Annotated in this window: 22 protein-coding genes; 15 read left to right on the top strand and 7 right to left on the bottom strand. The window is 39.3% G+C overall.

The window, feature by feature from the left end; all coding sequences use genetic code 11:
* Window position 1: 1 nt before the first annotated feature.
* The gene (locus AAFN64_RS00560) at window positions 2–658 is read right to left on the bottom strand and encodes a metal-dependent transcriptional regulator (RefSeq protein ID WP_300488916.1); all 657 of its coding nucleotides are present in this window, start codon (window positions 656–658) and stop codon (window positions 2–4) included.
* Between the two features lie 99 nt (window positions 659–757).
* On the opposite strand from AAFN64_RS00560, the gene AAFN64_RS00555 reads away from it, so the two are divergent.
* The 7 genes from AAFN64_RS00555 (at window position 758) to AAFN64_RS00525 (ending at window position 9,265) form a co-directional block, all read left to right on the top strand.
* Window positions 758–3,016 carry a TonB-dependent receptor gene (locus tag AAFN64_RS00555; RefSeq protein WP_347758898.1) on the top strand — a complete coding sequence of 753 codons (2,259 nt, stop codon included), beginning with the start codon at window positions 758–760 and terminating at the stop codon, window positions 3,014–3,016.
* Window positions 3,016–3,480 carry a thioredoxin family protein gene (locus AAFN64_RS00550; RefSeq protein WP_347758896.1) on the top strand — a complete coding sequence of 155 codons (465 nt, stop codon included), beginning with the start codon at window positions 3,016–3,018 and terminating at the stop codon, window positions 3,478–3,480. The genes AAFN64_RS00555 and AAFN64_RS00550 overlap by 1 nt, the downstream gene beginning before the upstream one ends.
* 329 nt (window positions 3,481–3,809) lie before the next feature.
* Window positions 3,810–6,185 (top strand): TonB-dependent receptor, encoded by a 2,376-nt coding sequence (locus AAFN64_RS00545; RefSeq protein ID WP_300489444.1) that lies wholly within the window; start codon window positions 3,810–3,812, stop codon window positions 6,183–6,185.
* A gap of 152 nt (window positions 6,186–6,337) precedes the next feature.
* Window positions 6,338–6,748 (top strand): BrxA/BrxB family bacilliredoxin, encoded by a 411-nt coding sequence (locus AAFN64_RS00540; protein ID WP_300489441.1) that lies wholly within the window; start codon window positions 6,338–6,340, stop codon window positions 6,746–6,748.
* A gap of 88 nt (window positions 6,749–6,836) precedes the next feature.
* On the top strand, window positions 6,837–7,571 hold the full coding sequence (locus AAFN64_RS00535) for a lysophospholipid acyltransferase family protein (protein WP_347759881.1): 735 nt from the start codon (window positions 6,837–6,839) through the stop codon (window positions 7,569–7,571).
* Window positions 7,572–7,575: 4 nt separating this feature from the next.
* Entirely contained in the window at window positions 7,576–8,565 is a 990-nt protein-coding gene (locus AAFN64_RS00530) for an acyl-ACP desaturase (protein WP_300489438.1), read from the top strand.
* 52 nt (window positions 8,566–8,617) lie between these two features.
* On the top strand, window positions 8,618–9,265 hold the full coding sequence (locus tag AAFN64_RS00525; protein WP_347758894.1) for an HD domain-containing protein: 648 nt from the start codon (window positions 8,618–8,620) through the stop codon (window positions 9,263–9,265).
* Here AAFN64_RS00525 and AAFN64_RS00520 read toward each other — a convergent pair whose 3' ends face one another.
* Entirely contained in the window at window positions 9,266–10,756 is a 1,491-nt protein-coding gene (locus AAFN64_RS00520) for a hypothetical protein (protein ID WP_347758893.1), read from the bottom strand.
* A 196-nt stretch (window positions 10,757–10,952) separates the two neighbouring features.
* Here AAFN64_RS00520 and yiaA point away from each other — a divergent pair, with 196 nt between their 5' ends.
* The 4 genes from yiaA (at window position 10,953) to AAFN64_RS00500 (ending at window position 15,193) form a co-directional block, all read left to right on the top strand.
* Window positions 10,953–11,348, top strand: coding sequence for an inner membrane protein YiaA (gene yiaA / locus AAFN64_RS00515; protein ID WP_300489454.1), 396 nt, complete (start codon window positions 10,953–10,955; stop codon window positions 11,346–11,348).
* A gap of 63 nt (window positions 11,349–11,411) precedes the next feature.
* Window positions 11,412–12,689 carry a DUF2157 domain-containing protein gene (locus tag AAFN64_RS00510; protein WP_347758892.1) on the top strand — a complete coding sequence of 426 codons (1,278 nt, stop codon included), beginning with the start codon at window positions 11,412–11,414 and terminating at the stop codon, window positions 12,687–12,689.
* Window positions 12,686–13,243: a GDYXXLXY domain-containing protein gene (locus AAFN64_RS00505; protein ID WP_347758891.1), complete on the top strand. Its 558-nt coding sequence runs from the start codon at window positions 12,686–12,688 to the stop codon at window positions 13,241–13,243. Before AAFN64_RS00510 ends, AAFN64_RS00505 begins: the two co-directional genes overlap by 4 nt.
* A gap of 120 nt (window positions 13,244–13,363) precedes the next feature.
* A complete protein-coding gene (locus tag AAFN64_RS00500) occupies window positions 13,364–15,193 on the top strand; it encodes an enterotoxin A family protein (protein WP_347758889.1) in 1,830 nt (609 codons plus the stop codon).
* 62 nt (window positions 15,194–15,255) lie between these two features.
* Here the strand turns inward: AAFN64_RS00500 and AAFN64_RS00495 are convergent, their stop codons facing one another.
* From AAFN64_RS00495 to AAFN64_RS00475, 5 genes are all read right to left on the bottom strand, one after another.
* Window positions 15,256–16,038, bottom strand: a complete 783-nt coding sequence (locus tag AAFN64_RS00495; RefSeq protein ID WP_300489423.1) for an enoyl-CoA hydratase-related protein — start codon at window positions 16,036–16,038, stop codon at window positions 15,256–15,258.
* A 10-nt stretch (window positions 16,039–16,048) separates the two neighbouring features.
* Window positions 16,049–17,467 carry an ATP-binding protein gene (locus AAFN64_RS00490; RefSeq protein ID WP_300489453.1) on the bottom strand — a complete coding sequence of 473 codons (1,419 nt, stop codon included), beginning with the start codon at window positions 17,465–17,467 and terminating at the stop codon, window positions 16,049–16,051.
* 57 nt (window positions 17,468–17,524) lie between these two features.
* The gene (locus AAFN64_RS00485; RefSeq protein WP_300489420.1) at window positions 17,525–18,082 is read right to left on the bottom strand and encodes a CopD family protein; all 558 of its coding nucleotides are present in this window, start codon (window positions 18,080–18,082) and stop codon (window positions 17,525–17,527) included.
* Window positions 18,083–18,092: 10 nt separating this feature from the next.
* Entirely contained in the window at window positions 18,093–19,109 is a 1,017-nt protein-coding gene (gene hemH / locus AAFN64_RS00480; RefSeq protein ID WP_347758887.1) for a ferrochelatase, read from the bottom strand.
* A gap of 91 nt (window positions 19,110–19,200) precedes the next feature.
* Window positions 19,201–20,073, bottom strand: coding sequence for an AraC family transcriptional regulator (locus AAFN64_RS00475; RefSeq protein WP_347758885.1), 873 nt, complete (start codon window positions 20,071–20,073; stop codon window positions 19,201–19,203).
* Between the two features lie 229 nt (window positions 20,074–20,302).
* Between AAFN64_RS00475 and hemA the strand changes: the two genes are divergently transcribed.
* Genes hemA through AAFN64_RS00455 form a run of 4 tightly spaced genes read left to right on the top strand, consistent with a single transcriptional unit; the run spans window position 20,303 to window position 23,658 of the window.
* Entirely contained in the window at window positions 20,303–21,562 is a 1,260-nt protein-coding gene (hemA, locus tag AAFN64_RS00470) for a glutamyl-tRNA reductase (RefSeq protein WP_347758883.1), read from the top strand.
* A complete protein-coding gene (gene hemC / locus AAFN64_RS00465) occupies window positions 21,555–22,472 on the top strand; it encodes a hydroxymethylbilane synthase (RefSeq protein WP_347758881.1) in 918 nt (305 codons plus the stop codon). The genes hemA and hemC overlap by 8 nt, the downstream gene beginning before the upstream one ends.
* Window positions 22,472–23,149, top strand: coding sequence for a uroporphyrinogen-III synthase (locus AAFN64_RS00460; protein WP_347758880.1), 678 nt, complete (start codon window positions 22,472–22,474; stop codon window positions 23,147–23,149). The genes hemC and AAFN64_RS00460 overlap by 1 nt, the downstream gene beginning before the upstream one ends.
* Entirely contained in the window at window positions 23,146–23,658 is a 513-nt protein-coding gene (locus AAFN64_RS00455; RefSeq protein WP_347758878.1) for a GNAT family N-acetyltransferase, read from the top strand. Before AAFN64_RS00460 ends, AAFN64_RS00455 begins: the two co-directional genes overlap by 4 nt.
* Window positions 23,659–23,663 lie beyond the last annotated feature (5 nt).

The raw sequence follows: 23,663 nt of genomic DNA, 5'->3' as shown, positions 1-23,663 counted from the left end.
ATCAGGTGGCTAATTTCACAAAGAGATTATTCGCAATCTTATTCGATATAATCATTTCTTTTCCGTCTACAATAATCGTTAGCGACATATCAAAAGTTTCCTTACCGATGATCTCGATTTTCGATCCCAATGCGATTTGCTGTTTGTCAAGATATTGTAAAAAACTCGAAGCAGAGTCTTTTACACCCACACATATCCCTTTTTGTCCTGTTTCCAGGTCGGATAACAATTGTTTGTCTATCTTTTTAATCTCTCCTTTTGCATTCGGAATCGGATCACCATGCGGATCTTCTGTCGGAAAGCCTAAAAAGGCATCCAGCTTATTGATCAGTTTTTCCGATTTGATATGTTCCAGTTCTTCAGCCACATCGTGTACCTCATCCCAGGTAAAATCGAGTTTTTCAACCAGAAACACCTCCCATAAACGATGCTTTCGTACAATCATCTTTGCTGCCAACAAGCCTTTTTCCGTTAAGGTTACCCCTTGGTATTTTTGGTACAGGATTAGGTCTTTTTCGGCCAGTTTTTTAACCATATCGGTAACCGACGAGGCTTTACTTTCGATCATTCCGGCAATGGCGTTGGTATTAACACCTCTTGGCGAAACAACCGATAGGTGGTAGATGACTTTTAAATAGTTCTCTTCTGAATGCGTCATGGATAAATTTTATGTTTTCAAAAATACAAATTTTTTTGATTCAAAAAATATTTTTAGTTTTGTCTAAATTTTAATTTCGTTTTAATCTAAAATAATATTGTGAAAAATCTAATCCTACTCTTTTTTACCTGCCTTTTAAGTGGTTACTCCGTTTCGGCTCAAACTACACTAAAAGGGAAAGTCACTTCCGATGGCGTTCCGCTACACTATGCCAATGTGGTTATTGCTAAAACGCAGCTCGGCGCTTCGACCGATGCCAACGGGCTTTTTACAATTGAAAACGTTTCGGATGGAACCTACGAAATTCAGGTAAGCTTTACCGGTTTCCGTTCGCAACGAAAAAATATAACGATTCATAACGCGACTCCGGCAATGGTCCATTTCGATCTGAAAGAAAACCAGTCGCTGGACGAAGTCGTAGTGACCGGTACACTGAAAGCGGTGAACAGACTCGAAAGCCCTGTTCCCGTTGAAGTGTACAAACCTACTTTCTTTAAAAAGAATCCCACTTCCAATATTTTTGAGGCTTTACAAAATGTAAACGGGGTACGTCCGCAACTTAACTGTAACGTTTGTAACACTGGCGATATTCATATTAACGGATTGGAAGGCCCCTATACTTTGGTTTTGATTGACGGAATGCCTATTGTAAGTGGCTTGTCGACCGTCTATGGCTTGTCGGGTATTCCAAACTCGCTGTTGGAACGGGTAGAAGTTGTAAAAGGACCTGCGTCTTCTTTATATGGCAGTGAAGCCGTAGGCGGACTGATCAATATTATCACCAAAAGCCCGAAAAATGCGCCGGTATTTTCGGCCGATGCTTTCGGAACCAGTTGGGGCGAACTGAATACCGATTTGGGTTTTAAATCCAATATCGGAAAATCGGTTTCCTTTTTAACCGGTGTCAATTATTTTAATTACAGCAATCCTATCGACAAAAACAATGATAATTTCACCGATGTCACGTTACAGGATCGGGTTTCAGTTTTTCAGAAATGGAATTTTAACCGGAAAAGCAATAAACTATTTTCAATTGCCGGACGTTATTTTTATGAAGATCGTTGGGGCGGTGAGATGCAATGGGAAAAGAAATACCGCGGTGGCGACGAAGTTTACGGGGAAAGTATTTACACCAAACGCTGGGAACTGATTGGTGCCTACGAACTACCGGTGAGCGAAAAAATGCTGCTTTCGTTTTCCTATACCGATCACGATCAGAATTCTGTTTATGGTAATTCCCCTTTTATGGCCATTCAGCGTATTGGTTTCGGACAACTTACCTGGGATAAAAAGATTAAAAATCACGATTTGTTATTTGGTACGGCTGTCCGTTATCAGTTGTATAACGATAATACGCCGGCTACGGTTACCGCCGATGAAACCTGGATTCCCAGTTTGTTTGTGCAGGATGAAATTTCTTTCGCCAAAAAACACAGTATTTTATTAGGTGCCCGATACGATTACAACAGCAACCACGGTTCTATTTTCACGCCTCGTTTTGCCTATAAATGGAAAGTGGACGATACCAATATTATCCGACTAAATGCCGGAACCGGTTTCCGTATTGTCAATTTGTTTACCGAAGAACATGCCGCACTTACCGGTTCGCGCGATGTAATTGTGGTAGGTGATTTAAAACCCGAACGCTCGTATAACGTCAACCTGAATTATCTGAAAAAATTCTATAGCGAAAACGGGAATTTTATCGGACTTGAAACGAGTGCGTGGTATACCTATTTTACCAATTCCATTATTCCGGATTACGACACCAACCCGAATCAGATTATCTATAAAAACCTGGACGGACATGCCATTACCAAAGGAATCAGTGCCAATATCGATATGGTGTTTAACAATGGTTTAAAAGTCATTCTTGGCGCAACCTATATGGATGTGAATAAAACCGAAAACGGTGTCACCACACGACAGATGCTAACGGAACGTTTTTCCGGAACCTGGGCGATTTCGTATAAAATTCCGAAATTGTATCTGGATATCGATTATACCGGAAATCTTTACGGACCGATGCGTTTACCGTTGTTAGGCCCGTTGGATCCAAGAAAAGAATATTCGCCGGTGTGGAGTATTCAAAACATACAACTGACCTACACCAAGCTAAAAAATTTCGAAATTTATGGTGGTGTTAAAAATTTACTGAACTGGACACCGAATAAAGGAAATCCCTTTATTATTGCCCGTGCCAATGATCCGTTTGATCATAACGTACAGCACGACACCAACGGAAATGTAATTGCAACACCGGATAATCCGTATGCACTAACCTTTGATCCGAGTTATGTTTACGGACCAAACCAAGGCATTCGCGGTTTCCTTGGATTGCGCTATACTTTAAAATAATGAAGTCATTTATCCTGATACTGGTATTTTTCTTTTGGGCCGTTCCACCGGGACGAGCCCAATTGAAAACCTATACTTTTGAAGAAGCTGAAAAACAGGCTAAGATAAATCCGAAACCGTATTTTGTTTTTATCCATACTTCCTGGTGTAAGTATTGCCAGATGATGCAAAAAACGACATTCAAAAATCCGGAAATCATTTCGCTTTTAAACGATCAATTCTATTTTATTGGTTTTGATGCTGAAAGTAAGACTACTATTGTATTCCACGATAAAGTCTTCCCTTTCCGGGCTTCCGGATATCATGACCTGGCTTATGAACTCGGACGCATGGATGATCAGCAACTTTCTTTTCCGGTTTCCTGTATTTTAAATCGCAACTATGAAATACTCTTTCAGGTAAGCTGCTTTTTAAACAGCAACGAATTAAAAACGGTTCTAAATGAGACGCTTCGAAAGCAATAGCTTGTTTTTAATTCCTCTCATTTTTTCACAAAATGTACAATATTTTTGTTTTATTTTTTTAAATGTTAAAAACAAAACATTTTACAACAATTACTCCTTTCTTTTCCTAATATCTCCAAACTACCAATCAATCACTATACTATTCTGAAAACACCTGTTAAAAAAAGCATTTTTCAACAATCTAAGATCAGAAAAACAAATTTCAAAACAACACTCAAAACACTGAAAAACAATAAATTAAAGCGTTAAAAATATACACCGCTATCTTTTTTTATGTTTTACAAAAGACTTAATTTTGCACAACTTTTATTAAGTCTAAATAATACAACATGAAATTTTTATCTATTCTACTCCTTAGTTTTTTTTTCAGCCTGACCACATTAGCACAAAACGGCACATTAAAAGGAACTGTAACCGACGAGAATAACAATCTGGTAGCACACGCCAACGTTATTATCGCAGAAAGCAACCAATCAACCATTACCGATACTTCCGGTAATTATGAATTCACTAATCTGACCTACGGTAAATACACCCTTAAAATTACCAGTCTGTCTTATAAAACGGAAGTCATCATCGTTACCATCGATAAACCAAGTACTACGGTAAACTTCAAGTTAAAAGTGAACGAACAAATGCTGGACGAAGTGGAAGTCTTCGGAAAACGAAACAAACAACCGGAAAAACTTCAGGCTTTAACGCGATTACCGTTAAAACCCAGCGAACAAATCCAGAGTATTTCGATCATCTCCTCCAAACTAATCGAACAACAAGGAAACCTGACGATTTCCGATGCAACCAAAAACGTACCGGGTGTATACACTTTTGCGACGTATGGCAATAAAAGAGAAAGTATGTCATCCCGTGGTTTCCGTGGAATTCCGATTCTGAAAAACGGTGTTCGGGTGAACTCCGATTTCCGTGGTGTTGGCATTTTAACCGATGCCAGTGGTATCGATAATATCCAGGTATTAAAAGGAACCGCTGCCATTACACAAGGTGTTGCAACCGATTTGGGAAGTCCGGGTGGTGTGATCAATATCGTTACGAAAACACCAAAATTCCACTCTGGCGGAGAAGTTTCTCTTCGCGGGGGAAGCTGGGGTTTGTTCCGCCCTACCTTTGATGTGTATGGCCCTATCGATGATAACGAAAAAATCGCATTCCGTGTGAACGGTGCTTACGAAAGAGGCGATAGCTACAGAAGTATGATTTCCAACGAACGACTGTATTTTAACCCGTCATTACAATGGAAAGCTAACGACAAAACCACGATTACCGTAGAAATGGATTATCTGGATGATAGTCGGACTCCCGATTTAGGAACCGTTAATCTGGCCGGAAACGATGTAAATGCTATTTATGATTTACCGCACGATAAATTCCTGGGCTTTAAATCCGATCGTGTTTCGACTAAAAATGCCACCTATACGATTCGCGTTGACCGAAAATTAAATGATACTTTTTCATTACGTGCGGCTTACTTTAAATCGGATCTGGCACTTGACGATACCGGGGCAAGCCTGTCACAACTGGCATCAAGCTTTAATGAGCGCAAACGTTCCATCAGCAACAGTACACGAAAAGACGTAAACGATGTATTGCAACTGGATTTAGTCGGGCAGGACGTACAAACCGGTTTTCTAAAACATACGTTCCAGGCCGGTATGGATTATTCCAGCAGTAGCGTTTCGACAACCAATTCCAAATCGGTTGTGATTGATACCATTAATGTTTTCGGATCGATTCCGAATAATTACCCGACTCCAAACAGTGTATTGCCTTTTGGCAGCTCCGAAGATTCCAAAACAAGAGCAATGGGCTTATTGGTTCAGGATATGATGACATGGAACAAATGGTTAAAAACATTTGTCGGATTGCGCTATAGCAGTGTCGAAATCACCAAATCAAGTGCTGTGGGAACACAACGCAATGATGCCTGGAATCCATTGGCAGGTCTTATCATTTCCCCTACGCGAAACATTAACCTTTTTGGCTCTTATACCAATAGTTCCAACCCAAGAAGTGCCACTTTATTAAGTAAGGATGGCGAAGAACTGGGTAACGAAAGATGGGATCAGTTTGAAGCCGGTTTTAAAACGACCTGGATTAACGACCGACTTCGTTTTAATCTGACCTTATTTAAGATCAACAACAAAGACATGAACCTTCCGGTTTACGATGAAAACTGGGTAGCCACCGGCTATTATCAAAAAGGAGGTAATGACGAGCGTAAAGGTATCGAAGTGGAATTATCCGGTAGAATCCTGGAAAATCTTGAAGTGATCACCGGTTACTCCTATATTGATGCCCAATACAAAGAACATACTGCTTATGTTTATAATTCATCGCCATTAAATACACCAAAGCATACTTTTAATGCCTGGGCTAACTATACATTTACCGGAAATTTAAAAGGGCTTTCACTGGGTGCCGGAGCCTACTATACCGGAAAAAGACCGATGAACGACTGGTCGGCCGGAGCGGTTACCCACGAAGGGATTGTTCCCGGTCAAAAACCATTCGACATCGATGCCTATATGAATGTAAACGTACAGGCCGCTTATAAATTCGACCAGCATTGGGGTGTTCGTTTGTTTATCAACAACATCTTTAACGAGATTGGTTATAATGCCTATCGAACATCGTTTATCAATCAAACCGATCCGAGAAACATTTCCGGTATGCTTACATATCGCTTTTAATTACATATGTTACGATAAAGGTCCCTTGTGGACCTTTATTTTTTCAGTCCAAATGGCCCAGAATACAATAACAAATCTTTATGAATCGGATGATTCTGAAATACGGTAAAACTTTGTAACTTTGTACACTAAACATCATAAAAAGAATTGTTATGTATCCAGAAGAAATGGTAAAACCAATGCGCGCTGAATTATCAGACGTTGGTTTTCAGGAATTATATAGTGCCCAAGATGTAGAAAACGCCCTTTCGAAAGAAGGAACTACCTTGGTAGTGGTCAATTCGGTTTGCGGTTGTGCGGCTCGAAATGCACGTCCGGGAGCTCGAATGAGCCTTGATAACGGTAAGAAACCAGATCAGTTGATCACTGTTTTTGCAGGTGTGGATAAAGATGCGGTTGATGCAGCGCGTCAGCACATGTTCCCATTCCCTCCTTCATCGCCAAGTATGGCTTTGTTTAAAAATGGAGAATTGGTTCATATGTTGGAGCGTCACCACATCGAAGGTCGCCCGGCAGAGATGATTGCCGAAAATCTAAAAGACGCTTATAACGAATACTGTTAATTTTGTTATATAAAATAATAGAAACCACGTTAAAGCGTGGTTTTTTTATTTATTGATTATTTATCTTTGCGCGAAATAGCCACCAATGATGCAAAAAATAGTTTCTTATCCGTTATCCGTTATTTACTATCTGTGTTTCGGATTATGTCTGGTGATTTTTCATCCGATCCAATGGATCTGCCTGAATGTTTTTGGCTATCAGGCGCATAAGAAAAGTGTGGATTACCTGAATTTTCTATTAACCAAGTGTACCAATCTGCTTGGAACCACTTATACTTTCGAACACCGCGAACACATTCCGAAAAATGTTCCGGTGATTTTTGTAGCCAATCACCAGAGTATGTACGATATTATCGGGATTATCTGGCACCTGCGCCGTTCCCATCCTAAATTTGTGAGTAAAAAAGAATTAGGCCGCGGAATTCCAAGCGTTTCATACAATTTAAGACACGGTGGCTCCGTTCTTATAGATAGAAAAGATCCGAAGCAAGCTTTGCCAACTATTAAAGGTCTGGCAGAATATATTGAACAACATCACCGTTCGGCAGTAATTTTCCCGGAAGGAACCCGAAGCAAAACCGGCGCTCCGAAAAAATTCTCCGAAAACGGTTTGAAAATTTTATGCAAATATGCCCCATCGGCCTATATCGTTCCGATATCGATCAATAACTCCTGGAAAATGGCCCGTTTTGGACTTTTCCCGGTTGGATTGGGCAACCCTTTAAATTTCACTATTCACGAACCCTTTGCAGTAAAAGACTATTCCTTCGCGGAAATCATGGAAAAGACCGAAAATGCAGTGGTTCAGGGAATAAAACACTAAGATTATGTCAATAAAAAATGTACGTCTGGAAGTGATGCAATTTCTGGAAAAGAACATCGACAGTTTTGTCGAGCAATATCTGTTGCCAATAGAAAAAATATGGCAGCCAACAGATCTATTGCCCAATTCCGAAAAAGAATCCTTTCTTGATGAAGTAACCGAATTACGCGAAATCGCAAAAGAATTACCTTATGATTTTTGGGTAGTTCTGGTTGGCGATACCATTACCGAAGAAGCACTTCCCACTTACGAATCCTGGTTGATGGATGTGGAAGGTGTTTCCCAACACCCGGACAACGGATGGTCCAAATGGATCCGTCAATGGACAGGTGAAGAAAACCGACACGGCGATTTACTAAACAAGTATTTATACCTTTCCGGACGTGTTAATATGCGTGAAGTGGAAATCACCACACAACATTTAATTACCGATGGTTTTGATCCGGGAACCGACCGTGATCCGTATAAAAACTTTGTGTTTACAAGCTTTCAGGAATTAGCGACTTATGTATCGCACAACCGTGTGGCACAAATTGCTAAAAAGTTTGGTGATCATAAACTTTCTAAAATCTGTAAAATGATTGCCGGAGACGAAATGCGTCACCATCATGCCTACAGCGAGTTTGTAAACCGTATTTTTAAAGTGGACCCAAGCGAAATGATGATGGCTTTCCATTATATGATGAAGCAAAAAATCACGATGCCGGCACATCTGATCCGCGAATCGGGTGAACGAATTGGTAGTGCTTTCGAACAGTTTTCAGAATCTGCACAACGTATCGGTGTATATACTGCTATGGATTATGTGGATATTTTGCAAAAATTAATCGACAAATGGGAAATCGATAAAATTTCCGGGTTGAACGATGAAGCCGAAAAAGCCCGTGACTATTTAATGAAATTACCGGCTCGAATGACACGTATCGCCGAAAGGATGGTCGTGTCTCAGGAACCTCATATTTTTAAATGGGTACAACCGGCTATTATAAAATAATATAACCTATCAAAAATCCTTTCGCAACCGGAAGGATTTTTAAATTATACCGATGATGAGTTTAATTGACAACACTATCCTTTTTGTAAAAAAACAACTTGAAAATGCCGAAGGCGGACACGATTGGTTCCATATCGAACGGGTTTACAAAAACGCCTTATTAATCGCTCAGGGTGAAAACTGCGATCTTACCGTGGTAAAACTCGGCGCACTCCTTCATGATGTGGCCGACAGTAAGTTTCACAATGGCGACGAAACGGTTGGTCCAAAAATGGCGCGTGCTTTTCTGGAAAGTGAAAACACACCGGAAGAAACGATACAGCATGTGATCAACATTATTGAAAACATTTCGTTTAAAGGTGGAAATTTTGATCGCAAGTTCCATTCGAAAGAACTCGATATAGTTCAGGACGCCGACCGACTGGATGCTATTGGTGCCATCGGAATTGCCCGTGCGTTTAATTACGGTGGTTTTAAAAACAGAACCTTACACAATCCGAATATCCCGGTAAACCTCAATATGTCGAAAGAGGAATACAAAAAAACGGAAGCGCCGACGATCAATCATTTTTACGAAAAATTATTGTTATTAAAAGATCGTATGAATACCGAAACCGGTAAAAAAATTGCTCTGGAACGCCATCACTATATGGAAGGCTTTTTATCGCAGTTTTATGCCGAATGGGACGGAGAGAAATAATCAACTTTCGCGAACCAATTGTAGCGTGACCGTATAAATATCCGTTTTTTCAATCTTTGCTTTTAACCAGGCGTAAAAACTCATTACAAAGATATCTTCCTTACGGTATGATTTCCATTGAAAAGCATTTTTAACCTGATTCCTAAACGTCAAAGACGCAAAGCTTTCGGGCGCGTCCAGGTATTTTTCTACCAACAAAAGAAATACATGGACGCGTTCTTCTTTAATTTCCAACAGGTATTTCTTATACCGCCTTTTAAAACTATTTAACCGGGACTGTACATAATCCAGATTTTTTAATTCAACATGTAATAAAATTTCGATCAGGTTCTTTTTGATCGTCCATTCCATACCCTGCTTGCTTTCATACCAGGTGTCGGTATGGTTAAAGTTTTTAAAGATTTGCTGTACCCGATTCAGATTAAGCTGCTGGAAATTGAACACCGCCAGACTTAACTGCAAATCCAGTATTTCAGAAATATCCACTCCTTTATGTGTTTTCAAAACACTTTCTGCCCGTGCAATTGCAGCTACTGCATTTCCGGAATAATTATCCGTAAGACATCGCAATAATTGGAGTCGGCAGTAAAATCGTTCAAAATAGACCTTGTCCTGTTTTTGCATTGTCATTTCCATCTTATCCAGATATGTCGCTGCTTCGGCAAATTTTTTATTCCTAAAAAGCATGTTGGCAATAAAATACAGTATCTGAATATGATAAAATAAATGCCGGTCTGCCTGCTCCTGTTTGGACTCAATAAAAAGGTAACTTTTGCTTACAAAGCGTTCGATTTGATAATAATCGTTAAGAAGCGCAGCATATTCATTGGCAATAAAAAGGATTTGATACAGCGATTTAAACGTTAGAATTTCTTTTAGCGAGATATTAAATTGTTCGATTGTTGACTGGATTGTTTTCTGAAAATCGAAAGCCACTGTCCCGCGTTTGATTTTTGACAATTCCTGCCGTAATAACGCATAACCCAGGTTGAGTTGTTCCTCCTGCAAAAACTTTTTCTGATTTCGCTGGTATTTTTCAACCAGTTCCGAAAAAACAATTTTATTGTCCAGATGTGCGTATTCGATGCCAATATGATAGATTTCATTCAGCAGATTAAAATGTTCTCCTTTTACCGCTTTTTCTTCTGCTTTTCGCAACGTCTTAAATGCCGGTTTGTACTGTTTATGTTCGAAAAAAGCTTTGCTTGCAATAAGCAATTTTAAAATCATCTTTTCATCCGAAGTATCATTTTCAAAACGTTTGTTTGCTATAAATGCGATAAGGTTATCATACAAACGCTTGCGAAGCGCATACAATGCCGGCTTGTTTTTATAATCAATGTTTTTTTCTATGATATCATCAGTTTTTAAAAGCGTAAAAAGCTGAATATTATGCGTATCATGTCTTTTATTTTGCTTTTTAAGAAAGAGTATAAATTCTTCTTTTTCAGTACTTGAAAGTATATTTATAATTCCGGAAACAGAATTCATATCGATTGTTTATTTATCTAAATAAAGATATTAAAATCATTTTTATATCGTCATATTTTATTAAAAATTGATTTTTAAAGCATTATTTTTTATAGGAATTTTGACCCAACAAAAAACAAAATAAATTATGGAAGATTTTAAAACAACAACCCCTGACGAACCCGTTTCTAAAAATCAGAACAACCCGAAAACCGGGATGCAAAAACCCAGTAACGCTTTTGTAGGCGCTTCATGGGGCGTACTCCTAATTGGTGTTACCGCTTTTTGTATCGGCTTGTCCAATGCAACGATGCAATTAAATGAAAAAGGTTATTATTTTACTTTACTGTTATTTGGTTTATTTTCCGTGATTTCGGTTCAGAAAAGCGTACGGGATAAAATGGAAGGCATTCCGGTTACGGAAATCTATTATGGAATTAGTTGGTTTTCGACTATTGCATCCATCACTTTATTGGTTATCGGTTTATGGAATGCCAGTCTTGAATTAAGTGAAAAAGGCTTTTATGGTATGGCATTCGTATTAAGTTTATTTGCCGCTATCACGGTTCAGAAAAATACCCGTGACATAAAACAGGCCAATAGTAATAACTAAACTGTTTTTCTTTTGCGCTTTTTTTAGATTAAAAAACGTATTTTAGTAGTAAATCATCCCGTTATGAGTTCGAAAATTGTCAAAGAATTACCCAAATTAGTTGATGCCCAAATCATCAGTCCGGAAACGGCAAAGGCTATCGAGCACTACTACCGCAATAGTCCGGATACAAAATCGAACAGTCTGTTAACCATTTTTGGTGTATTGGGTGCGATTCTGATCGGCTTGGGAATCATTCTGATTTTCGCACATAACTGGGACGATTTCCCTAAAACCGCTAAAGTTACGCTGGCCTTTCTTCCGCTTGTGATTTGTCAGTTTTTCACCGGTTATACCATCGTAAAACAAAAAAGTACCGTCTGGAAAGAAGTCACCGGAACCTTTTTATTTTTTGCCATTGGCGCCACAATTGCCCTGATCAGTCAGATTTATAATATTCCGGGAAATCTGGGTAATTTCCTGCTTACCTGGATATTGCTGTCTGTCCCGGTTCTTTATATTTTAAACTCGAATAGTCTGGCGTTATTACATCTGATTTTCGCTACTTATTATGGCGTGGAAGCCGGCTATGGCAAATCCGATTACCCTTGGTTATACCTATTGCTTATCGTATTGTTTTTACCGCATTATTACCAGCTTTGCAAACAACATCTCAAAGGAAATATCACATCGGTTTTCCATTGGTTGCTTCCGTTTAGCATTACCATTATGCTGGGCGCCTTTTTTAGCGGAACCTCGCGTTTGGGCTTTCTGATTTACATTTCCTTGTTCGGATTATTTTTCAATATCGGTAAGCTTTCTTTTTTTGAAGAACAGCGTTTTATCAAAAATGGCTACCTTATTTTAGGCGTTCTCGGAACCAGTATTTTATCCCTGATTCTGAGTTCAAAATGGTTTTGGCTGGAATTTTACCAAACCAATCATTCCAATACCAGCGATCTGGTACTGCTTTTATCATTACAGATTACCGCTCTTATTCTGATGATCCGCTATTTTCAAAAAAAGAAAAAAGATATCCGACAGTTCAATGGTTTTCAAGTGTTATTCCTGGTTTTTAACCTGATCTTTCTATTGGGAATGACCAATAACCTTATCGGAATGATTTTAACCAACATTGTAGTTTTATTAATGGGTGCTTTACTGATCAAAAATGGTTCCCAACAATCCGATTTCACCATACTCAATTATGGTTTGGTGATAATTGCCGTACTGATCATCTGTCGCTTTTTTGACACCAATATTTCTTTTGTCATCCGGGGTTTACTATTTATTGCTGTTGGTGTCGGATTTTTCTACGCGAATTATATTCTATTACAGAAAACAAAAAATAACAGGTCATGAAAACAAAACAGCTTTTACTCCTTTTTGGAATCGTTGCCCTGATACAACTTGCTGTTCCGGCTTCCATGATCTGGGATAACCAGCAAACCATCGAAAAAGGTACGGCCTATAAATTTAAAACCGCTCCGGTAGATCCAAACAATCCGTTTGTTGGAAAATATATCGCCCTACAATATACATTGGAATCCTTTCCATCTAAAGATTCGACCTGGGAAAGTGGTGATCCTGTTTATATTTATCTCACTAAAGATACGGATGGGTTTGCCGCTATTAAAAAAGCCGTTAAAGCCAAAGATAAAAATAGTAGCGATGATTTTGTTGTGGCTAAAGTAAATTATGCTTTCGATGGAAATGTTCACTTTTCGTTTCCCTTTAACACCTATTATATGGAAGAAAGCAAAGCTTACGATGCCGAAGTAGCTTATCAGGAACAGGTACGCGATACTACTTCCTACCCTACGTATGCCCTTGTACATGTGAAAGATGGCAACGCGGTATTATCTGATGTGATCATCAAAAACATACCGATAAAAGAATACGTTCGCAAAAAGTAAACCCCTAAAAACCCAACAAAGAACTTTTAAGATCGAACTAGGACTTTTACTCCCGAAAAATGATTTTTTTCTCATTTTTTCAGAATTTGTAGATAGTATTAATCTATAAATTTTCGTCTTATGAAACATTTCTATCTTTTATTTATTATTGCAATTTTAAGTTCTTGTTCGGATTTTGAGATGGATGAAAAATTCTTATCCAATACACCTACGAATAAAAATCGCGATGACAATATCTCAATTGATGATTTATTGGGAATTTGGGAAGGAACCGATTCAATGGGAAACCTTGCTGTTTTTACTGTTGACAGCGTCTCTTATCATTTAGCATTTAAAAGCACCATTACCATGGTTTCTGCCAAGGATGTTGATATACCTCCTACTATTTCGCATAAATTGGAACCTGGAAGACGAGATAGAAGGCAAGATTTTCTGGATTACGGTTATCATTATGAAAAGCCTTTAACTTTTCACAATCCAAAAGTTCAGATTTATGCAAATATATTATCTGGAAAAATAAATTCTATAGAGTATGACGGCGATATGTTTTATGCCCGATATGTTAAAAATGCTGTAATCAGGGATATATCCGGAACATTATATCCGGAAGACAGCAAATTATATATAACCCTTACTACGGGACCTCGTCTCACAGCCAGTGCATACACCGATTTTATTCTTACAAAAAGAGACCAAAAACAGACCAATCTCAACAGACCTGAAAGAGATGTTATAAATCCTCCTAATACTGTTTACCGGAGAGACACCAGAGATCCTTCCGATATCTTTGCAAATGGCTTTAGCCCAAGAGGACAAAACAATGATCTGATTGCCCACGTGTCCGGAATATCGTTATACCAGCAGGGTGTAGCTCCAAGTGGATGGGTATCCACTTCTTCCTCTTTAAATTGGGCTACAAATCCTTCTCAACCTATGCCCAATGAGGAGTTCTGGTTATATGTTATTACTCCTACCTCAAATGCCTATGGTGTTATACCCTCATTTCAACATTTTGCAGACAATACTATAAATAGCAGTATAAGAGCCAGTGTCAATCAGTTGATTACTTTATTCCGGGAACAACAGGAATGGGCTTTTTTAGGCAACATTCCCAGCAGTAACATTAGAAGAGCTGTTCGGTATCATTTTCAAGGTGGTAGCTATCGCCAGATGGAAGTACGGGAAAATCCAAACTATAACCGAAACGTTATTCCTTCCGGAAATCCGCATCCTTATACAATATTTACTAACCTTCCCGGATTCACAAACCAGTTTTTCCGCGCAGAAAGCAGAAATCCAGAGGACATAGAGGAATCTAGAGGAATTATCGGAGATAACTATAACGATCAGACCTATCTGACCTGGGGAGAAAATGTAGACCAAATGAGTTTATACCAACATTCCAGATCTGAGACGAGGGATTCTTATGGTTACGTAAGCATTAATAACTCTCTTGAAAGGGCTTATATGGAGGGGAATCGGTTATTTAGTCGTCAGCAGACTTCTTATATTTATGTAATTGCTCAGGCTCCTAATATTTTTTATACTTCTAATATCCTTGGACAATTCAGAAACAGAGAAAATCAATTTTCTGTCATGGGCGGCATCCCTATAAGTCAGATTATAGGATGGTATATCGTTGAAAACGGATCTATTTCCGGACCAATGACTCCAAATCCAAATTACAGAGAAAATCAATTTTCCGGCCTTCACATTGTTGATGGCGCTGCGGGTTATCCCTATGCCGGATTCCCATTGGGCCACAGAGCATGGCTGGAAAGTCCCTGGAGAAATTTTGCTCCTGAATATTGTAAAAGATGGGATCGTTATCCCGACCTTAAAAGAGATGCTGCATTATCATGGTGCGAATATAATACCAATCTAAGATCAAAAGCTAAATTTAAAGAGCTTAAAGCCCGACTATATTCGAAATCTCCTAATCCACGTTAATCTTTATATATGAAAAGCCCTTGCCAACTAGTTGGCAAGGGCTTTCTCTTTATTCTCTTAATCTATTTTCCCGGAAATTCGGCTTTTCTTTTTTCTAAGAAAGCTGTCGTTCCTTCTTTAAAATCTTCGGTTCCGAAACATTCTCCGAAAGCCCGGATCTCCGTATGGTATCCATTTACACCTTCTTCAAATCCCGCATTTACCGATTGGATCGCTTTTCCAATCGCTACACTGGAATTTTTAGTGATTTTGGTTGCTATATTTTTAGCCAGATCCAGTAATTCCGCTTGTGGTACCACATGGTTCACCAATCCGTAGCTTAATGCTGTTGGCGCATCGATCATACCTGCTGTCATGATCATTTCCATAGCACGTCCTTTTCCAATTAATTGTGGCAAACGTTGTGTTCCACCATAGCCCGGGATGACACCCAAAGATACTTCCGGAAGTCCCATTTTGGCATTGTCGGAAGCAATACGGAAATGAGCCGACATCGCCAGTTCCAATCCACCGCCTAAAGCAAATCCGTTTACTGCAGCAATAACCGGGGTTTCCAGATTCTGAACAAAATCGAAAAGCATTTCCTGTCCTTGTGCGGCCAGTCTTCCACCTTCTTTAATTGAAAAATTAGCAAATTCCGAAATATCCGCTCCGGCAACAAATGCTTTGTCACCACTACCGGTAATGATGATTACTTTTATCGATCGATCCTCATTTTCGGATTTAAAAGCTTTGTGTAATTCTTCTATTGTCGCCTTATTAAGGGCGTTTAACTTCGTAGGACGGTTGATCGTGATTAGCGCGATACCGTTTTCTCTTTCAATTAAAATGTTCTCGTAATTCATAATCTGATGTTTAGGTGTTTATGATTGGTAATGTTACCAAAAACACGGTTCCTTTTCCATCTTCACTCTGGAAGGTAATGGTTCCGTGATAATTCTCCACAATATTCTTAATAATCCCCAATCCCAATCCCATACCACTGGTTTTGGTTGTGAATTTTGGTTCGAAAATACGATTTTTATGCGCCATACTTATGCCTACCCCATTGTCTTTAACAATAATTTTAGCATTGTCGTTCTCTTTGTAAACCTTTACTTCAACTTTTGGCTCCGGTTCGGTTTCCGGAATCGCCTGTATCGCATTCTTAACCAGATTCGTAATAATACGTATTAACTGTGTCCGGTCGATTTTTGTAATAATTTCTTCCTGCTCCGCTTCAAAATAAATATAATATTCATTGAAAATCTCCAGTGCCAGTCGGACAACTTTTACCACATCGAGCGTTTCATTTTGCTGTGCCGGCATCGATGCAAAGTTGGAAAAAGCCGACGCTACCGAACTCATCGTATCGATTTGCTGGATTAATGTTTTCGAATAATCATCCACTTTCTGATTCACATTGGGGTCGTTCGGATCAAATTTACGTTGAAAACTCTGAACCGTAAGCCGCATCGGTGTTAGTGGGTTTTTAATTTCATGCGCTACCTGCTTGGCCATTTCACGCCAGGCTTGTTCCCGTTCGCTTTGCGCCAGTTTTTCGGCACTTTCTTCCAGTTTATCCACCATTCCGTTGTAGGCCGTGATCAGGGAAATAATCTCTTTACTACTGGAGGCTTCTATCGGTATTTTTTCGTTTTTCTTATTAAAACGGGTGTCAAAAATTCGTTCACTAATCGCCTGTAAGGATTTGGTGATATAGCTCGACAGGAAATACGCCAGCATAATGGAGGTGAGCAACATAAAAAAGTAAACCTGCCCAAAACGGATCAGGAAGTTTTTCACCTCATTTTCGTAAAAACTGGTTTCCTCCGGATACGGTAAATTCAGAATACCCAACGGCTTGAATTTGGTGTCTTTCAGATAACTATAGGACGAACGGTACCGTTGCCCATCTATCTGTCGCAAGTCGACAAAACGTTTGCTGGTTGACGATTGTATGATTTTTAAAATGATTGGCGATATGGGACGCGCCAGACTATCGATCGAAAAGTTTCCTTTGGACGAAATCAGCAGGTTTCCTTTCAGATCGTGAATATTGATTTCCAGCGCATGGATATTGGCCAATTCCTGGATTTTGTCTTTAAAAATTAACGGCAGGTTTTCCGTTGTTAGCGGATAGGTTGTAGTAGAAAGGATATAATTGATGTGCTGCGTAATCGCATCTTCTTTCCGTTCCAATCGGTCCTGATGGTAAATCCGGGCTTCTTTTCGGAACTGATAAATCGAGACGGTAGCGATCAAAACCGACGCAATCAGCGTAAGACAAATCATCGAGAAAAAAATCCGGACTTGTAATGATAATTGCGTTATTTTGAAATCTTTGAACATTTATGACTGGTTTCTTTCCCGAATTCGTTTGTACAGCTTATACCCTAACATGAGCAGGATCGAAAATACAAAAATTCCGATTACGCCATAAATCCAATTTAGCGCGTCTTTTAAAATTACCAAAAACACTACCGCAAACAGGATAAGCGTCGCGCCTTCGTTCCATATTCTAAAAAAAGCCGACGTATGACGAATTTCATTTCGTTGTAATTGCAGGAAAATCTGATGGCATTTTAAATGATACAGGTACAACAGAAACACAAACCCCAACTTTACATGCATCCACGGCATTTGTAACCAGGCATTCCCCAACGTTGTAAAAAACAACATCCAAAAGGCAAAAATACTTGCCAATATGGCCGAAGGCCAGGTAATAATATACCACAAACGATAGGACATCAATTGATACTGTTTGATCAGTATCTCTTTTTCCGGCGACGGTTTATCTTTTGCCTCAGCGTGATAAACAAATAACCGAACGATATAAAAAAGCCCTGCAAACCATGTGATTACAAAGATGAGATGCAGGGACTTTATATAATTATAATATTCTTCCATCTAAATGGCGTTAATTTTTAGACCAGTCTTTAATCCAGTTGCTCATTGTGTCAACCCAATTATCATCGTCGTTTAAACACGGTATTGCCAAAAAGTTTTCGCCGCCGTGTTCTTTAAACTGATGGTTGGCTTCCATCGCGATTTCTTCCAGCGTCTCCAAACAATCGGCTACGAAAGCCGGCGTTACAACGGCCAGATTTTTAATGCCCTTTTCCGGCATTTTATTAATCTCAATGTCGGTATACGGCTCCAGCCATTTGTCTCCGGACAAACGCGACTGAAACGTCTGACTGTATTTTTCTTTGGGGATATTTAATAGCTCCACAACCTGTCTTGTCGTTTCAAAACACTGGTGACGGTAACAGAATTCGTGTGCCGGTGATGGTGTATTACAACAGCTTCCGTCAATTTTACAATGCGATTTGGTCACATCGGTTTTACGGATATGACGCTCCGGAATTCCGTGGTACGAAAATAACAACTGATCGTATTCAAAACCTTCCAGATGCCTTTTAATCGAATCGGCCAGATTTTGGATATAATCTTTTTTATTGTAAAAAGCCGGTACAATCGTAAACTTCATTTGCGGGAAATGCTTTTGGCGCAATTCTTCGGCCAATACAAGAATGGTCGTTGTCGATGCCATCGCATGTTGCGGATATAGCGGAAACAACAGCACTTCTGTTACGCCTTTATCGGCCAATTCCTGTAAACCGCTTAAAATGGAAGGATTTCCATAACGCATCGCCAATGCTACCGGAAGTTCTACTCTTTCCTGTACTTTTTTATGCGTACGCTTGGAAAGTACAATTAAAGGCGAACCTTCTTCCCACCATATTTTTTTATAGGCTTCCGACGAACGCTCCGGGCGCTTTCGCAGGATAATCCCTCTTACCAATAAGGCGCGCAGTAAAAAAGGTACATCGATTACATATTTATCCATTAAGAATTCATCCAGATACGGCTTTACATCTTTCGGTTCCGGACTTTCCGGCGAACCCAGGTTTACTAACAATACTCCTTTCATAAATCTTTTTTTCGCAAAATTATCGGCTTGCGAAGTATTTCATGGTTTATATTAATCTCTTTTTTTAATACTCCTATAACTACTTTATATATTAGGAACTGATATTGATCGACATCAGGTATTTTTTGGGCGTCGTTCCGAATTTCTTTTTAAAAGCCGAAATAAAATGACTCGCCGTACTATATCCTATTTTCAATCCGACTTCGTTTACGTTATACGAACCGCTATCCAGCAATTTTCGCGCATATTCCATTTTATAGTCAAATAGAAAACTGTATACCGAATCGCCATAAATCTGTTTAAATCCCATTTTAAGCTTTTTCAGATTGAGTCCTACCTGATCGGCCAGTTCCTGTAAACCCGGTGGTTCGGCCATATTAGCCAGCACAATATCTTTGGCTTTCCGAATCTTCAATACATTCTCTTCGTCAATCAGAAACGGACATTGTTCGGCATCGGGATCTTCGCTTCGGTTAAAAAACAAACTCAGCAATTCGTATCCTTTACCTTTATAATATAGCTTTTTAATGGACGGATTCAGGTTATAATTAAAAATCTGATTCAACACAATCGCCATCGACGGACTGATATTTTCCTCTTTATAATATTTTTTATCCCGGTTTTCATCGCTAAGAAACGGAATATATTCGGCTTCGGACGAAAATAACGCGTGGAATTTCTGAATCGAAATCAATACCGATACCACCCACGAATGCGGTTCGATTGTTAAGTGCAACGGCAGTTCTTTTTGCGGGTTGTAAAGCAACAGTGATTTTTCCTCAACCAGATCGAGCGCATAACTCCCCTGATTAAAAAGAAACTTCGCTTTTCCCTTTAGTCCGAAATGAAACTGGATCAAACCCATGTTCACCGGACGTTCAAACTTTACAACATCATTCGTATCATTCTGAAAACGAATTAAAAAAAAGTCTTCTTCAATTTTTATGTCTTCCTGAGAACCCATAGCGGTATTTTTTCGTATATAAATAAAAACCCACGGATTTTCTTTATTTAGAATAATTCCAAATAAAAATTACGTAAGGCATTGATTTCTCTACAAATTTAAAAGATTTTGAGCAGACAATCCTATTTTAGTTTAAAATATCTTGAAGCGATACAAAAAGACCTTTGAGCGTTATTTTTATAAATCAGATAGTAATACTTTTGTTTAACTTTAGATTAAAGTGGAAAAAATGGAGAACAATACGATATCGAAGCATCCAACTTTTTATGCCGTTGGATTGAGTTACAAGAAAGCGGATGCCGAGATGAGAGGAAAATTCAGCCTTGACAGCCTGGCGAAAGATAACTTACTGATTCAAGCAAAAAACGATGGCCTTGATGCCATGATCGTTACCTCTACCTGTAACCGAACCGAAATTTACGGTTATGCACAACATCCTTTTCAGTTAATAAAATTACTTTGCGAAAACAGTCAGGGTACTATCGAAGATTTTCAGAAAGTAGCCTATGTCTATAAAAACAACGAGGCCATTAACCATATGTTTCGTGTGGGAACCGGATTGGACAGTCAGATTTTAGGTGATTTCGAAATTATCAGTCAGCTGAAAAATGCTTTTATCGAATCCAAAAATCATACGTTAGTCAACAATTTTCTTGAACGTTTGATCAACGCTGTAATCCAGTCCAGCAAACGCATCAAAAATGAAACCGAGATCAGTTCCGGTGCCACTTCCGTTTCGTTTGCCGCGGTACAATATATTATGAATAACGTTCCGGATATCAGTTCGAAAAACATTTTATTGTTTGGAACCGGAAAAATCGGACGGAATACCTGCGAAAACCTGGTTAAGCACACCAAAAATGATCATATTACACTGATCAACAGAACCAAAGACAAAGCGGAGAAAATTGCCGGAAAATTCAACCTGATCGTAAAAGATTATGCCGACCTGCAATTGGAAATTCAAAAAGCCGATGTGCTTATTGTTGCTACCGGAGCACAAAATCCAACGATCGACAAAGCCATCCTGAATCTGAAAAAACCGTTGTTGATTCTGGATTTATCGGTACCTAAAAATGTTGATGACAATGTAAAAGAATTGTCGGATGTAACATTGGTTCATATGGATCATCTTTCGCAAATGACCGATGAGACATTGGAAAACCGCAAAAAACACATTCCGGCAGCCGAGGCTATTATCGAAGAAATAAAAGAAGAATTCTTTAACTGGACCAAAGCCCGAAAGTTTGCGCCAACCATCCATGCGTTAAAAGAAAAACTTAACACGATTAAAGAAAGTGAACTGAATTTTCAACGCAAAAAATTCGACAACTTCGACGAGGAGCAGGCGGAAATTATCAGTACCCGCATTATCCAGAAGATAACCACCCATTTTGCCAATCATCTGAAAGACAACAACACCATGGTCGACGAAAGTATCGAATGGATTGAAAAAATTTTCCAGATAGAAACTGCTAAAAATGAATAAAACAATACGTATTGGAACACGCGACAGTGAGCTAGCGTTATGGCAAGCGCACACCGTGGCCAAAAAACTAAACGACTTAGGATACCCTACTGAAATTGTCGCCGTAAAATCTACAGGCGACATTATTTTGGATAAACCTTTGTATGAATTGGGCATCACCGGTATTTTTACCAAAACACTCGACATCGCAATGATTAAAGGTGAAGTAGACATTGCCGTTCATTCGATGAAAGACGTTCCCACAGCACTTCCAACAGGAATTGTACAGGCAGCCGTTTTGGAACGTGCGAATACCGTTGATATTTTAGTCCACAAAGGAAACCTTGATTTTTTAAACGGCAATGGCATTATTGCCACCGGAAGCCTTCGTCGTAAAGCGCAATGGCTTCATAAATATCCAACGCATGAAGTGGTCGATTTACGCGGAAATGTAAACACCCGTATGCAAAAATTACACGACAACAACTGGAACGGTGCTGTTTTTGCAGCAGCCGGACTGGAACGGATCAATCTAAAACCCGATACCTATATCGATCTGGACTGGATGACTCCTGCACCCGCTCAAGGGGCAATGGTTGTTGTTGCCATGGAAAATGACGCTTTTTGTCGTGAGGCCGTAGCCCAATTAAACCATAAAGAAACCGAAATCTGCACGCATATCGAACGACAGTTTTTACGGGAACTGGAAGGTGGTTGTACCGCTCCTATCGGTGCTTTGGCAACCGTTTCCGAAAATACCATCACCTTTAACGGGGTTTTATTTTCGCTGGACGGAACCGAAAAACACGAGATTGAAAAAGTGGTATCCCTGGACGATTACCGCGAACTCGGTCAAAAAGCCGCTCGCGAAGTACTGAATAATGGTGGAAGTGTCCTGATGACGCTTATCAAAAAAACATTACAAAAATAATGCAGGAACCGATTCGTATCATCAGCACCAAAAAACTTCTGTCCAACCAGAAGCAATACCTGCTGAATGCCGGTTTTTCGGTTATCGAATCGGATTTTATCAAAACGGAAGACTTGCCTTTTTCAATACCAATGCTTCACGATTCCCTGCTATTTACCAGTCAGAATGCCGTTCATAGTGTCCTGAAACACGTCGATCTGACAACCTTACAACATAAAAACGTTTTTTGCGTTGGCATAAAAACCAAAGCCCTACTCGAAGCAAACGGTTTTACCGTGCTGGCCTGTACCGGATATGCCGCTGAGTTGGCCGATTATATTACAAAGCATTGCCCACAAACGAGTTTTACCTTTTTTAATGGTAACTTACGTCGGGATACGCTACCGGAAGCTTTGCATCAAGCCGGGATACTTTTTAACGAAGTAACCGTATATGCGACCGTATTAACACCACATCCGATAAAAACCAAAGCTGCCGGCATCCTGTTTTTTAGTCCGTCGGGTGTTGAAAGTTATTTAAAAGAAAACACCATTACCGACGAAATGTGTTTTTGTATCGGAACAACGACTGCGGAAGCGTTGGAAAATAGCACACAAAACACTATTATTGCCAATCAGCCTACCATTGAAAACACGATAATTCAATGTCTTAATTACTTTAAATCCGTACCGTCATGAATTATCTTTTAGAAAATCAGGAAACAAACCGCTTACTATTCCGAAAACTGACTCCGTCGGATTTCGAAAACTGGCTACCCTATCATCACGATACCGAAGCGATCGAATTTTACAATGCCGGAAAAGCACCTGAAGAGGCTTGTAAAAAATGGTTTGAAGAACAATTTTTACGATACGAACAACAATCCGGAGGTTTACTCATTCTGGTTGATAAAAAAAGTAAAGCCATTATCGGACAATGCGGATTGGAACCCGATGCGAACGACACCCATAAAGTGGTACTTCGTTATGCACTCCTTCCGAAATTTCGCGATAAAGGCTATGCCGAAGAAGCCTTACAACATTGTATTAAAACGGCTTTTGACACCATGAAAATCAAATCCCTTTTCGCCTATGTGAGTCCGTCGGATCAGGAACGCGAAGACATTTTCAGCGAATTGGGCATGGAATGGGAAGATACCGACATTGTAAACCACACCATTGTCAATATATTTAAAATAAAAAAATAAGCAAT

This window comes from Flavobacterium sp. CAU 1735 (assembly GCF_039888695.1).
In the GTDB taxonomy this organism is placed as follows: Bacteria; Bacteroidota; Bacteroidia; order Flavobacteriales; family Flavobacteriaceae; genus Flavobacterium.
This window is presented reverse-complemented; position numbering and strand designations above follow the sequence as displayed.

What these genes read in the sequence shown, in the direction of transcription:
- AAFN64_RS00560 (WP_300488916.1), bottom strand. Translation starts at nt 658, where the DNA reads ATGACGCATTCAGAAGAGAACTATTTAAAAGTCATCTACCACCTATCG.
- AAFN64_RS00550 (WP_347758896.1), top strand. Translation starts at nt 3,016, where the DNA reads ATGAAGTCATTTATCCTGATACTGGTATTTTTCTTTTGGGCCGTTCCA.
- AAFN64_RS00545 (WP_300489444.1), top strand. Translation starts at nt 3,810, where the DNA reads ATGAAATTTTTATCTATTCTACTCCTTAGTTTTTTTTTCAGCCTGACC.
- AAFN64_RS00540 (WP_300489441.1), top strand. Translation starts at nt 6,338, where the DNA reads ATGTATCCAGAAGAAATGGTAAAACCAATGCGCGCTGAATTATCAGAC.
- AAFN64_RS00535 (WP_347759881.1), top strand. Translation starts at nt 6,837, where the DNA reads ATGCAAAAAATAGTTTCTTATCCGTTATCCGTTATTTACTATCTGTGT.
- AAFN64_RS00530 (WP_300489438.1), top strand. Translation starts at nt 7,576, where the DNA reads ATGTCAATAAAAAATGTACGTCTGGAAGTGATGCAATTTCTGGAAAAG.
- AAFN64_RS00525 (WP_347758894.1), top strand. Translation starts at nt 8,618, where the DNA reads ATGATGAGTTTAATTGACAACACTATCCTTTTTGTAAAAAAACAACTT.
- AAFN64_RS00520 (WP_347758893.1), bottom strand. Translation starts at nt 10,756, where the DNA reads ATGAATTCTGTTTCCGGAATTATAAATATACTTTCAAGTACTGAAAAA.
- yiaA (WP_300489454.1), top strand. Translation starts at nt 10,953, where the DNA reads ATGCAAAAACCCAGTAACGCTTTTGTAGGCGCTTCATGGGGCGTACTC.
- AAFN64_RS00510 (WP_347758892.1), top strand. Translation starts at nt 11,412, where the DNA reads ATGAGTTCGAAAATTGTCAAAGAATTACCCAAATTAGTTGATGCCCAA.
- AAFN64_RS00505 (WP_347758891.1), top strand. Translation starts at nt 12,686, where the DNA reads ATGAAAACAAAACAGCTTTTACTCCTTTTTGGAATCGTTGCCCTGATA.
- AAFN64_RS00500 (WP_347758889.1), top strand. Translation starts at nt 13,364, where the DNA reads ATGAAACATTTCTATCTTTTATTTATTATTGCAATTTTAAGTTCTTGT.
- AAFN64_RS00495 (WP_300489423.1), bottom strand. Translation starts at nt 16,038, where the DNA reads ATGAATTACGAGAACATTTTAATTGAAAGAGAAAACGGTATCGCGCTA.
- AAFN64_RS00490 (WP_300489453.1), bottom strand. Translation starts at nt 17,467, where the DNA reads ATGATTTGTCTTACGCTGATTGCGTCGGTTTTGATCGCTACCGTCTCG.
- AAFN64_RS00485 (WP_300489420.1), bottom strand. Translation starts at nt 18,082, where the DNA reads ATGGAAGAATATTATAATTATATAAAGTCCCTGCATCTCATCTTTGTA.
- hemH (WP_347758887.1), bottom strand. Translation starts at nt 19,109, where the DNA reads ATGAAAGGAGTATTGTTAGTAAACCTGGGTTCGCCGGAAAGTCCGGAA.
- AAFN64_RS00475 (WP_347758885.1), bottom strand. Translation starts at nt 20,073, where the DNA reads ATGGGTTCTCAGGAAGACATAAAAATTGAAGAAGACTTTTTTTTAATT.
- hemA (WP_347758883.1), top strand. Translation starts at nt 20,303, where the DNA reads ATGGAGAACAATACGATATCGAAGCATCCAACTTTTTATGCCGTTGGA.
- hemC (WP_347758881.1), top strand. Translation starts at nt 21,555, where the DNA reads ATGAATAAAACAATACGTATTGGAACACGCGACAGTGAGCTAGCGTTA.
- AAFN64_RS00460 (WP_347758880.1), top strand. Translation starts at nt 22,472, where the DNA reads ATGCAGGAACCGATTCGTATCATCAGCACCAAAAAACTTCTGTCCAAC.
- AAFN64_RS00455 (WP_347758878.1), top strand. Translation starts at nt 23,146, where the DNA reads ATGAATTATCTTTTAGAAAATCAGGAAACAAACCGCTTACTATTCCGA.